The sequence below is a fragment of the Stutzerimonas stutzeri genome, from assembly GCF_019090095.1.
GTDB lineage: Bacteria > Pseudomonadota > Gammaproteobacteria > Pseudomonadales > Pseudomonadaceae > Stutzerimonas > Stutzerimonas stutzeri_AN.
In genome coordinates this window covers 260,786-272,672 of sequence record NZ_JAGQFP010000001.1, presented here as the reverse complement: position 1 = coordinate 272,672, position 11,887 = coordinate 260,786, and the positions used below count along the sequence as shown (strand labels likewise).

At 59.5% G+C, this 11,887-nt stretch carries 12 protein-coding genes; 10 read left to right on the top strand and 2 right to left on the bottom strand.

The window, feature by feature from the left end; genetic code table 11:
• Positions 1 to 7: 7 nt before the first annotated feature.
• Entirely contained in the window at positions 8 to 370 is a 363-nt protein-coding gene (clpS, locus tag KVO92_RS01125; RefSeq protein ID WP_021207793.1) for an ATP-dependent Clp protease adapter ClpS, read from the bottom strand.
• Between the two features lie 213 nt (positions 371 to 583).
• Between clpS and cspD the strand changes: the two genes are divergently transcribed.
• Complete coding sequence (gene cspD / locus KVO92_RS01120; protein WP_217473862.1) at positions 584 to 841, top strand: cold shock domain-containing protein CspD; 258 nt, start codon at positions 584 to 586, stop codon at positions 839 to 841.
• A 58-nt stretch (positions 842 to 899) separates the two neighbouring features.
• On the opposite strand, the gene icd is transcribed toward cspD, so the two are convergent.
• The gene (icd, locus tag KVO92_RS01115; protein ID WP_217475387.1) at positions 900 to 2,156 is read right to left on the bottom strand and encodes an NADP-dependent isocitrate dehydrogenase; all 1,257 of its coding nucleotides are present in this window, start codon (positions 2,154 to 2,156) and stop codon (positions 900 to 902) included.
• A gap of 364 nt (positions 2,157 to 2,520) precedes the next feature.
• Between icd and KVO92_RS01110 the strand changes: the two genes are divergently transcribed.
• The 9 genes from KVO92_RS01110 to KVO92_RS01070 all read left to right on the top strand — a co-directional run bounded on the left by KVO92_RS01110 (position 2,521) and on the right by KVO92_RS01070 (position 11,700).
• The gene (locus KVO92_RS01110) at positions 2,521 to 4,746 is read left to right on the top strand and encodes an NADP-dependent isocitrate dehydrogenase (protein WP_217473861.1); all 2,226 of its coding nucleotides are present in this window, start codon (positions 2,521 to 2,523) and stop codon (positions 4,744 to 4,746) included.
• Between the two features lie 115 nt (positions 4,747 to 4,861).
• On the top strand, positions 4,862 to 5,302 hold the full coding sequence (locus tag KVO92_RS01105) for an NUDIX hydrolase (RefSeq protein WP_217473860.1): 441 nt from the start codon (positions 4,862 to 4,864) through the stop codon (positions 5,300 to 5,302).
• Positions 5,303 to 5,369: 67 nt separating this feature from the next.
• Complete coding sequence (mnmA, locus tag KVO92_RS01100; protein ID WP_217473859.1) at positions 5,370 to 6,500, top strand: tRNA 2-thiouridine(34) synthase MnmA; 1,131 nt, start codon at positions 5,370 to 5,372, stop codon at positions 6,498 to 6,500.
• Entirely contained in the window at positions 6,497 to 7,120 is a 624-nt protein-coding gene (gene hflD / locus KVO92_RS01095) for a high frequency lysogenization protein HflD (protein ID WP_217473858.1), read from the top strand. The genes mnmA and hflD overlap by 4 nt, the downstream gene beginning before the upstream one ends.
• A 108-nt stretch (positions 7,121 to 7,228) precedes the next feature.
• On the top strand, positions 7,229 to 8,599 hold the full coding sequence (purB, locus tag KVO92_RS01090; protein WP_217473857.1) for an adenylosuccinate lyase: 1,371 nt from the start codon (positions 7,229 to 7,231) through the stop codon (positions 8,597 to 8,599).
• Between the two features lie 76 nt (positions 8,600 to 8,675).
• Positions 8,676 to 9,842 (top strand): cupin domain-containing protein, encoded by a 1,167-nt coding sequence (locus tag KVO92_RS01085; RefSeq protein ID WP_217473856.1) that lies wholly within the window; start codon positions 8,676 to 8,678, stop codon positions 9,840 to 9,842.
• Complete coding sequence (locus KVO92_RS01080) at positions 9,835 to 10,260, top strand: GNAT family N-acetyltransferase (protein WP_217473855.1); 426 nt, start codon at positions 9,835 to 9,837, stop codon at positions 10,258 to 10,260. The genes KVO92_RS01085 and KVO92_RS01080 overlap by 8 nt, the downstream gene beginning before the upstream one ends.
• A 7-nt stretch (positions 10,261 to 10,267) precedes the next feature.
• Positions 10,268 to 10,897, top strand: a complete 630-nt coding sequence (locus tag KVO92_RS01075; protein WP_217473854.1) for a histone acetyltransferase HPA2 — start codon at positions 10,268 to 10,270, stop codon at positions 10,895 to 10,897.
• Entirely contained in the window at positions 10,894 to 11,700 is an 807-nt protein-coding gene (locus tag KVO92_RS01070) for a secretin N-terminal domain-containing protein (RefSeq protein WP_217473853.1), read from the top strand. The genes KVO92_RS01075 and KVO92_RS01070 overlap by 4 nt, the downstream gene beginning before the upstream one ends.
• The last annotated feature ends 187 nt before the right edge of the window (positions 11,701 to 11,887 follow it).

Sequence of the window (11,887 nt, the reverse complement as noted above, 5' to 3'; positions counted from 1 at the left end):
CTCGGGGTTAACCGTCCTTCTCGATCTCACAAAGCAACGGATGCTGGCACTCCCTTGCATATTGATTGACCTGCATCGCTTTGGTTTCAGCAACGTCCCGTGTGTAGACACCACAAACGGCCCGCCCTTCCGTGTGAACCGCCAGCATGATCTTGGTGGCGAGCTCCCGATTGTGATTGAAAATACCCTCAAGCACCTCCACGACGAAATCCATCGGCGTGTAGTCATCATTAAACATGACAACTTTGAACATCGGTGGTGCCTTTAGCAGCGGCTTGGCCTCCTCGACAGCAAGGCCGGTGGAGTCGTCGTCCAACGGTTTGGGACGATCATGATTGAATATTAGTCGAATCTCTGGAGATGCACGCATGCGTATAACGGTTCTAGATCGGGGCGCCGAGGCCGGGTAATTGGAAAGGCTTCACAGCCACCTGACGAGTCGCCTTGACTATCGGCAAAACGGTGATACAAACAGTATGTGCCACAACGGCAACGGGCTGCGCGTATGGGCTATGTGCTGCATCAGCGCGGAATGAAATGGATGTTACTCCAGTGATGGACTCCTTTGCAGAGGGATAACAGCATGCTAAGCGGTAAGGTCAAGTGGTTCAACAACGCCAAAGGCTACGGATTCATCGTAGCAGACGGCGGCGATGAGGACCTGTTCGCCCATTACTCAGCCATTCAGATGGAAGGGTATAGAACGCTCAAAGCTGGGCAAGCGGTCATGTTCGACATTCTGCAAGGTCCCAAGGGCCTGCACGCAACCAACATTCAATCGCTGCAGAGCACGACTGAAACAGTGGCGCCTGTTTCACAGAGCTCGACCGTAGACGCCTGACCCCAGGTAACGAAAAGGCCGATCAATCGATCGGCCTTTTCGTGTTGCCTGCCACAAATTACATGTGGGAGATCATGGCGTCGCCGAACTCGGAACAGGACATCAGCCTCGCACCCTCCATCAGGCGCTCGAAGTCATAGGTCACCGTCTTGGCCGCGATCGCGCTCTCGGTCGATTTGATAATCAGATCCGCTGCTTCTACCCACCCCATGTGGCGCAGCATCATCTCTGCCGAAAGGATCAGCGAACCAGGGTTTACCTTGTCCTGGCCAGCATATTTGGGCGCCGTGCCGTGCGTTGCCTCGAACATGGCGACCGTGTCGGACAGGTTGGCACCTGGCGCGATACCGATGCCGCCCACCTCCGCCGCGAGTGCATCGGACAGATAATCACCGTTGAGGTTGAGCGTAGCGATCACATCGTACTCGGCGGGACGCAGAAGAATTTGCTGCAGCATGGCGTCGGCAATGGCGTCTTTCACGACGATGTTCTTGCCGGTCGTTGGATTCTTGAACTGCATCCAGGGGCCGCCGTCGAGCAGCTCAGCACCGAACTCGTCACGCGCCACCTCGTAGCCCCATTCTTTGAAGGCACCCTCGGTGAACTTCATGATGTTGCCCTTGTGCACCAGCGTAACCGAGCTGCGATTGTTATCCACCGCGTATTGCAGAGCCTTGCGAACCAGGCGTTTGGTCCCTTCGAGCGAGACCGGCTTGATGCCGATACCGCAGTTTTCCGTGAAGCGAATCTTCTTGACGCCCATTTCTTCGGTGAGGAACTTGATGACTTTCTCCGCCTCAGGGGAGCCTGCCTTCCATTCGACACCGGCATAGATGTCTTCGGAATTCTCACGGAAGATCACCATGTCCACGTCAGCCGGCTTCTTCACCGGACTGGGCACACCGGTGAACCAACGAACGGGACGCTGGCATACATAAAGATCGAGCTCCTGACGCAGCGCGACGTTCAGCGAGCGAATGCCACCGCCGACTGGCGTGGTCAAAGGGCCCTTGATGGAAACGACGTAATCACGCACGGCCTCCAGGGTTTCCTTCGGCAGCCAGGTATCCTGATCGTAGACTTGGGTCGCTTTCTCTCCGGCGTAGATCTCCATCCAGGAGATTTTGCGCTGGCCACCGTATGCTTTCTCGACGGCGGCATCGACCACTTTGATCATCACCGGACTGATGTCCACGCCAATGCCGTCACCTTCTATATAAGGGATGATCGGATTGTTGGGGACATTCAGGGTGTTATCGGCATTGACGGTGATTTTGTCACCGCTGGCAGGCACCTGGATCTTTTGGTATCCCATGCTGGACTCCGTTTTGTGGTTAAACATTAAACAGTGGTCATCTTCAAAGAGTACCCCAGTTGAATCGGCCGAAACCATATGTTCGTTCGTCGTATGGCTCGGGCATTCTTCGACAACGGGCTGCGGTGATATACTGCTTAGGTGACTAACGAGTCATGAAGGGGCAATGGCTCTCCCTCGGGGGGCTTGCTCCTGAAACCGCCAGGCTGCCCACCGCGGCCGGACGGTTCGAACGCTCAACACTCTAGTGGTGCTGCAACCAACATCATCGCGGCGAGCTTCGTAACTGGCGCAACACCAGCCAGCGCGCCTACCTGCGCACTCGAGGCTCTGTGCACGCTCAGCAAGAGAGAGTCAACACTACATGTCCACCCGCTCGAAGATCATTTATACCTTCACCGACGAAGCCCCGGCTCTGGCCACCTACTCGCTTCTCCCCATTGTAGAAGCCTTTGCCGCCTCTGCTGATATAGCCGTCGAAACACGTGACATCTCTCTTGCAGGGCGGATTCTTGCAAGCTTTGCCGATCAGCTGGCCGCTGACAAAGCAGTCGACGACGACCTGGCCAAGCTCGCCGAGCTGACCAACCAGCCCGATGCGAACATTATCAAGCTGCCCAATATCAGCGCCTCTGTACCCCAGCTCAAGGCGGCCATCGCGGAGCTCCAGGCGCTCGGCTACAACATTCCCAACTATCCCGAAGATCCGAAAACCGACGCCGAGAAAGACGTCCGCGCGCGCTATAGCAAGGTACTCGGCAGTGCCGTGAACCCGGTACTGCGCGAAGGCAACTCCGATCGCCGCGCACCCGCCGCCGTGAAGGCCTTCGCCCGCAAGCATCCGCACTCGATGGGCAAGTGGAGCAAGGCCTCCCAGTCGCACGCAGATTACATGCGCGGCGGCGATTTCTTCTCCAGCGAGCAATCCATCACCATGGACAAAGCGGGCGACGTCCGTATCGAGTTCGTTGGCAAAGACGGCCAGGTCGAAGTGAAGAAGTCGCTTTCTCTGCAGGAAGGCGAAGTGCTCGATGGCATGTTCATGAGCTGCAAGAAACTGCGCGCCTTCTTCGAAGAAACGCTGCAGGACTGCAAGGCAACCGGTGTGATGTGGTCACTGCACGTCAAAGCGACGATGATGAAAATCTCCCACCCGATCGTGTTCGGCCATGCCGTCAGCGTCTATTACAAGGACGTGTTCGACAAGTACGGCGATCTGTTCAAAGAGCTGGGCGTCAATCCCAACAACGGCTTGAGCAGCGTCTACGACAAGATCAAGAGCCTGCCCGATTCACAGCAGGAAGAAATCCTCCACGACATCCATGCCTGCTATGCCGAACGCCCGGAAATGGCCATGGTCGATTCCGTCAAAGGCATCACCAACCTGCACATCCCGAGCGACGTGATCGTCGACGCCTCCATGCCGGCGATGATCCGCAACTCCGGACAGATGTGGGGCAAGGATGGCAAGCAGAAGGACACCAAAGCGGTGATGCCGGAGAGCACCTACGCTCGCATCTACCAGGAAATGATCAATTTCTGCAAAACCAACGGTGCCTTTGACCCGGTCACCATGGGCAGCGTGCCTAACGTTGGCTTGATGGCACAAAAAGCCGAAGAATACGGTTCGCACGACAAAACCTTCGAGATGCACGCCGACGGCACCATGCGCGTCGTGCTGGCTGACGGCACCGTGCTGATGCAGCACGAAGTCGAGAAAGGCGACATCTGGCGCGCCTGCCAGACCAAGGACGCCCCGATCCGCGACTGGGTCAAGCTGGCCGTTACCCGCGCCCGTCAGTCGAACACGCCGGCGATTTTCTGGCTCGATCCGGAGCGCGCGCATGATCGCCAGCTGCAGAACAAGGTCGAAACCTACCTCAAGGATCACGACCTGAGCGGCCTGGATATCCGCATCATGGGTTACAACGAAGCCATTCGTGTCAGCATGGAGCGCATGATTCGTGGGCAAGACACCATTTCGGTAACCGGCAACGTGCTGCGCGACTACCTCACCGACCTCTTCCCGATCATGGAACTGGGCACTTCGGCGAAGATGCTGTCCATCGTTCCGCTGATGGCGGGCGGCGGCATGTACGAAACCGGTGCTGGTGGTTCCGCCCCTAAACACGTGCAGCAGCTGATCGAAGAGAACCATCTCCGCTGGGATTCCCTTGGCGAGTTCCTCGCGCTGGCCGTGTCGCTGGAGGAAACCGGCATCAAGACGGACAACCTCAAGGCCAAGCTGCTCGGCAAGACGCTCGATGCCGCGACAGGCAAGCTGCTCGATACCAACAAGTCGCCGTCTCGTCGCACCGGTGAGCTCGATAACCGGGGCAGCCACTTCTACCTGGCGCTTTACTGGGCGCAAGAGCTGGCAGCGCAGACCGAGGACCTGGAGTTGCAGGCTCGCTTCGCACCGCTGGCCAAGCAGTTGGCCGACAACGAAGAAGCCATCACCGCCGAATTGGCAGCGGTGCAAGGCAAGCCGGTTGATATCGGCGGCTACTACCGCTCCAACCCGGAGCTGACCAGCCGGGTCATGCGTCCCAGCGCGACCTTCAACGCCGCGCTCGCCGCATTGGCTTGATCAGCTGACGTAGACCGACGTTTGGTCCATGCGAAACCCCGGCCCATGCCGGGGTTTTCCGTTTTCGCCACACGCGAACGATACTTTTGCCGTTTAACGCAGGAAGGCCCAAAACATGACTTGGCACCCTCATATCACCGTTGCGACGATCGTCGAAGCAGATGGCCGCTTTCTCATGGTCGAAGAAAGCAAAGGCGGCCGGCTGGTACTGAACCAACCGGCCGGACATCTCGAGCCCGACGAGACACTGCGCCAGGCGGCTGTGCGCGAGACGCTCGAAGAAACCGGCTGGACCGTCGAGCTGCGTGGCGTGGTCGGGGTCTATCTCTATACCGCGCCGAGCAACGGCGTGACCTATCAGCGTGTCTGCTTCATCGCCGCGCCACTCGAGCACGATCCGCAGCGCGAACTCGACGAAGGCATCGTGGGCGCGCACTGGATGACTCGTGATGAGTTGGTCGCTCAACCGGAACGTTGGCGAAGCGAGCTGATAATGCGCTGCATCGATGACTACCTATCGGGCAAGACATTTGACCTGGCGGTCGTTCGCGACTGATCCGCCCTAACCGCTCACTTGACCGGCCTGTTAGAATCCCTTTTTTTGCAGTTGACTTCGACTATCTATGCCCGCCTCAACATCCCCTGCCCCTCGAAAACCTCGCGTCATTGTCGGCATGTCCGGCGGAGTCGACTCATCGGTCTCCGCTCTGCTTCTACTCGAGCAGGGGTATCAGGTCGAAGGCCTGTTCATGAAGAACTGGGAAGAGGATGACGGCACCGAGTACTGCACGGCACGTGAGGACCTGGCTGACGCCCAAGCGGTGTGCGATCGGATCGGGATTGCGCTGCATACGGCGAACTTCGCCGCTGAATATTGGGATAACGTGTTCGAGCATTTCCTTGCCGAGTACAAGGCCGGACGGACCCCGAACCCGGACATCCTCTGCAACCGTGAAATCAAGTTCAAGGCATTCCTGGACTACGCCCTGACGCTGGGCGCTGACCTGATCGCGACGGGACACTATGTACGCCGCCATGACCACGATGGGCGCAGCGAGCTGCTCAAGGGGCTCGACCCCAACAAGGACCAGAGCTACTTTCTCCACGCCGTAGGCGGCGAGCAGTTGAGCAAGACCCTGTTTCCTGTCGGCGAACTGGAAAAGCCGGCGGTCCGTGCCCTTGCCGAGAAACATGGCCTCGCCACGGCCAAGAAGAAAGATTCCACTGGCATCTGTTTCATCGGCGAGCGCCGTTTCAGCGATTTTCTCAAGCAATACCTACCGGCTCAGCCCGGCGACATTGAAACCGTGGAAGGCGACGTCATCGGTCGCCACCATGGCCTCATGTATCACACCATTGGCCAGCGTCAGGGGCTGGGCATCGGCGGTCTCAAGGACGCGGGCGACGAACCCTGGTATGTGTTGAGCAAAGACCTCGAACGCAATGTCCTGATTGTCGGGCAAGGCAATGACCATCCCTGGCTGCTTTCCCGCGCCTTGCTGGCCTCCGATATCTATTGGGTCAATCCGATCGAGTTGTCCGCACCCTTGCGTCTGACAGCCAAGGTGCGCTATCGCCAATCTGACCAAGCGTGCACGCTAGAGCGAACTGTCGATGGCTATCGAGTCGTTTTCGACGAGCCTCAACGCGCGGTGACTCCCGGGCAGTCGGTGGTGTTCTATGACGGCGATGTCTGTCTCGGCGGAGGCGTGATCGAAGCGGCTGAGCGCTGGGTTTCCGGAGCTCGACCATGACACCGCAGCAGGAACAGCTGATTGCCCTGGGTGCGGTATTCGAAGCGGCGGTACTGGTCGATCGCATCGCCCGAACCGGTCAAGCCCCCAACGCAGCACTCGGCAGCATGCTGGGCAGCTTGCTGGTACGCGAGAGCAAGCCGGCGCTTGAAATCTATGGTGGCGATGACCTGAACCTGCGCGATGGTTACCGGGCGCTGGTCGGCGCGCTCGAGCGTGATACCAGCAGCCTGCAGCGCGAGCCCCTGCGCTATGCGCTTGCCATGATCGGTTTGGAGCGGCAGCTGGATAAACGCAGCGACATGCTGCAGGTCATCGGCAACCGGCTGGACCAGATCCAACAGCAGGTCGACCATTTTGGAGTGACTCACGAAAACGTGATCGCCTCGTTCGGCGGCCTCTATCAGGACACGCTCAGCACCTTTCGCCAACGCATCCAGGTGCAAGGCGACATGCGGCATCTGCAGCAAACCGACAACGCGGCCAAGATTCGTGCGCTTCTGCTGGCCGGCATTCGCGCCGCGCGGCTCTGGCGCCAGCTGGGCGGCCATCGGTGGCAAATGGTCTTTAGCCGGCGTCGGTTGCTCGACGCGCTTTACGTCATGCTGCGCACGGAATGAAGCAAGCGCCGCGACGCAACTGAGCCAGTCAAAGCGGAGGAAACCGGCCCGCTTTCATGTATAATCTCGGCCCTCTTTTCGTTGCTCGACTGTCCGAGAATGCCCTCTATGCAGCTTTCCTCGCTCACCGCGGTTTCCCCTGTCGATGGCCGCTACGCCGGCAAAACCAGCGCTCTGCGCCCCATTTTCAGCGAATTCGGTCTGATTCGCTGCCGCGTTCAGGTTGAAGTTCGCTGGTTGCAGCGTCTGGCCGCACACACCGGAATTCCAGAAGTCGCGCCCTTCTCGGACGAAGCCAATGCCCTGCTGAATCAGTTGGCAGAAAACTTTCAGATCGAGCACGCCGAGCGGGTCAAAGCGTTCGAGCGCACCACCAATCACGATGTGAAAGCGGTGGAGTACCTGCTCAAGGAGCAGGCCAAGCAGCTGCCCGAACTGGCCAAAGTGAACGAGTTCATCCACTTCGCCTGCACCAGCGAAGACATCAACAACCTCTCGCATGCACTGATGCTGCGCGAGGGCCGTGACGAGGTGCTGCTACCGCTGATGCGTCAACTGGCGGACGCCATCCGCGCCCTGGCTGTCGCGCATGCCGAGGTCCCGATGCTGTCCCGCACCCACGGCCAACCTGCCTCGCCGACGACCCTAGGCAAAGAGCTGGCAAACGTGGTTTACCGGCTCGAACGACAGATCGCTCAGGTTGCCGCGGTACCGCTGCTGGGCAAGATCAACGGCGCCGTGGGCAACTACAATGCGCATCTCTCGGCTTATCCGAACGTCGACTGGGAAGCCAACGCGCGCGAGTTCATCGAGAACGATCTAGGCCTGTCGTGGAATCCCTATACCACCCAGATCGAGCCTCACGACTACATCGCCGAGCTGTTCGACGCGGTGGCGCGCTTCAACACGATTCTTATCGATTTCGATCGGGATATCTGGGGCTACATCTCGCTGGGCTACTTCAAGCAGCGCACCGTCGCGGGCGAGATCGGCTCGTCGACCATGCCACACAAGGTCAATCCGATCGACTTCGAGAACTCCGAAGGCAACTTGGGGATCGCCAATGCGCTGCTCCAGCATCTGGCGAGCAAGCTGCCCATTTCCCGCTGGCAGCGGGACCTGACTGACTCCACTGTTCTGCGCAACCTGGGCGTTGGTATCGCGCACAGCGTCATCGCCTATGAGGCGAGCCTCAAGGGCATTGGCAAACTGGAGCTCAACGAAGCACGCCTGGCCGAAGACCTCGACGCCTGCTGGGAAGTACTGGCCGAGCCGATCCAGACCGTCATGCGTCGCTACGCCATTGAAAACCCTTACGAGAAGCTCAAGGAGCTGACACGCGGCAAGGGCATCAGCCCCGAGGCGCTGCAGACGTTCATTGACGGTCTCGAAATCCCCGCTGAAGCCAAGGCCGCGCTACGCCAGATGACCCCGGCCGGCTACATCGGTAACGCCGCCGCCCAGGCCAAGCGGATCTGAGCGATCTCCCCTATTGCACGCCCGGCTGTGCCGGGCGTTTTTATTTGCAGCCCTGTAGCAGGGCAAGGTAACAGGCATGACTTCCGATATTCCTTTGCAAATTCTCGGCGGCATCAGCGCACGCGAGTTCCTGCGCGATTACTGGCAGAAAAAGCCGTTGCTGATTCGCCAGGCAATCCCTTCGTTCGAAAGCCCGGTATCGCCTGACGAACTGGCTGGCCTCTCGCTGGAAGAAGAAGTCGAGTCGCGACTGGTCATCGAGCATGGCGACAGCCCTTGGGAACTGCACCGCGGGCCATTCGGCGAAGATACTTACCAGAATCTGCCAGAACGCGACTGGACGCTGCTGGTCCAGGCGGTCGACCAGCTGGTCCCCGAGGTCGCCGACCTCATCGAGCACTTTCGCTTCCTGCCGAACTGGCGGATCGACGATGTCATGATCAGCTTCGCGGCACCGGGCGGTGGTGTTGGACCGCATTACGACAACTACGACGTATTCCTTTTGCAAGCCCAGGGCCAGCGTCGCTGGCGAGTCGGCCAGATGTGCGACAGCGACAGTCCGCTGTTGCCGCACGCCGATCTGCGCATCCTCGCGGACTTCCAAGGGACCGACGAATGGGTGCTCGAGCCTGGCGACATGCTCTATCTGCCGCCTCGGTTGGCGCACTTCGGTACAGCCGAAGATGCCTGCATGACCTATTCGCTGGGCTTCCGAGCACCTAGCGCAGCAGAGGTCCTGACTCACTTCACGGACTTCCTCGCCCAGTTCCTGCCGGATGAAGAGCGCTACAGCGACGCCGATCTGACACCCGCTGAGGACCCGCACCAGATCCAGAGCGACGCACTGGTGCGCCTTCGCGCCATGCTCGCCGAGCATATGGGTGACGAGCGGTTACTGCTCACCTGGTTTGGTCAATTCATGACCGAGCCGCGTTATCCGGAACGCGTGCAGGGTCCCGATATCGACGAGCAGGAATTGCTTTCAGCGCTCGACGACGGCGCCATCCTGGTGCGCAATCTCAGCGCTCGCCTCGCTTGGAGCGAAGTCGACATTGGCTTGCTACTCTTTGCCAGCGGCCAAAGCAGACTGCTGCCGGGCCACCTGCGCGAGCTGCTAAAGCTGATCTGCTCCGCAGATGCACTGCACGCCGAGAACCTCGCTGCCTGGCTGGGTGATGAGGATGGGCGTAATCTGATGTGGCAATTGGTCAAACAGGGAAGTCTGGAGTTCGCTGATGAGTGAAATAGAAGTTCGCATCGCCGACTGGCAACGGGACAACGCCGACCTGCGTCGGATTCGCGAAACCGTGTTCATTGCCGAACAATCCGTTCCCCCCGAGCTGGAGTGGGATGCGGACGATGCCGAGGCCGTTCATTTCCTCGCACTTGAAAGCGGCTATCCCATCGGTACGGCCCGGCTACTCAGCGACGGGCATATCGGCCGAGTTTCCGTGCTACGTGACTGGCGCGGCATGCACGTCGGCGGCGCGCTGATGAAAGCGGTGATTCAGGAGGCCGAACGTCGTGGCCTCAACGAACAGCGCCTCACTGCCCAGGTACACGCGACCGCCTTCTACGAACGGCTCGGCTTCGAGGTGGTCAGCGATGAGTTCCTGGAGGCGGGCCTGCCTCATGTCGACATGCTCCGTAAAAGCAGTTGAGCATGCGATGAGCATTGACGACTCGGATCGCTCGGACGCTGCCCCTGAACTGGCCGCTATCGAGTTCCTATCGCCGGGTCGCTTCGAGATCGACAATCCGCCTGCCATACAGCCCCCAACCGAGCCGTGGCAGGCCGCACCTTTCGTTCTGGGTGAAACGCCGGGGATACAACGCTTCGAAACCGCCGACGGTGCGCGCCGACACGCCCTCACCTTGCTCGGCCAGGCACAGCGAAGCTTGAGCTTGTACAGCCCCGACTTCGAACCCCTGCTGTACAACCACAGCAGCATTCAACAGGCCTGCTTGCGGTTTCTCCTGGCGCACCCGCGCAATCGCCTGCGCGTGCTGCTCGATGATTCCTCGCGCGCTGTCAAGAACGGCCACCGGCTGCTCGGCCTGGCACGCCGGTTGAGCAGCAACATGGAGATTCGCAAATGCCACCCCGACCACCCAACGCAGCTAGCCGCCTTTGTCATCGCGGATAATTGCGGCGCGCTGGTTCGCCCTACGCCCGACCAACCGAACGGTTATGCGCTGTACAGCGATCCAGGCCGTGCCCGCCAACTGCTAAGACAATTCGATACCGCCTGGGACCATAGCCTGTCCGACCCCGACCTGCGGAGCTTCTTGATATGACTCGCCACCTGCTCGCTGGCCTTGCATTAGTCACCAGTCTGTCCTTGCAGGCAGCCACCGAAGTGATCCCGCTGAACTACCGCATGGCCGAGGACGTGCTGCCCATCGCCCAATCCGTTGTAGGCGACCAGGGCAAGGTCAATGCCTATGGCAATCAACTGATCGTCAATGCGCCCGCCTCGGTGATCAGCGAACTGCGCGACGTACTGTCTCAGCTCGATAACGAACCGCGAAGACTGCTTATCAGCGTCGATACGCAAAACACGGCGACCGGAAATGACAGCGGTTACAGCGTTGACGGCTCAGCGCGGGCCGGCAATGTTGAAATCCAGACCGGGCGCGGCGAGCAGAACGGCCGCGATCAGGTCCGCATCATTCGCCGTAGCACCAGTAGTCAGGGCAGCGGCGTTCAACACGTTCAGGCAACCGAGGGATATCCGGCCCTGATTCAGGTCGGCCAAAGCGTGCCACTGACCACAAGCGGCACCGATGGCTACGGCCAGATCTATCAGCAAACCCAATACCGTAACGTCACGCGCGGCTTCTATGCCACTGCAACCGTCCACGGAGATCGGGTACAGGTGGATATCAGCAGCCACCAAGATCGCATGAGTCAGACCCTCCCCGGCGCCATCGATATTCAGGAGGCCGATACCCGGGTCAGCGGTCGACTGGGAGAATGGATTTCGCTCGGCGGCGTAGACGAAAGCGCGAGTGCAAACCAGAGCGGGACCCTGCGACGGTACTCTACCCAAGGCCGCCAGGATTACTCGCTACGGATAAAAGTCGACACGCTTGATTAGCCAAGGTTGACGAATCGCCGCCCTGTAAAAATATGTAGTGCTGAAAAAAAACCACTACAAAACATTTGACGAACCAGTTCCTCCAGCGCATTATGGCCCCGCTCCCGCTAACCAGGGGCCCTGGCAAGGGCCTCCGGATCGCGCTCAGCCAACCAGCAGAGCCGTTCCGTGACTGTACTGCCCACAA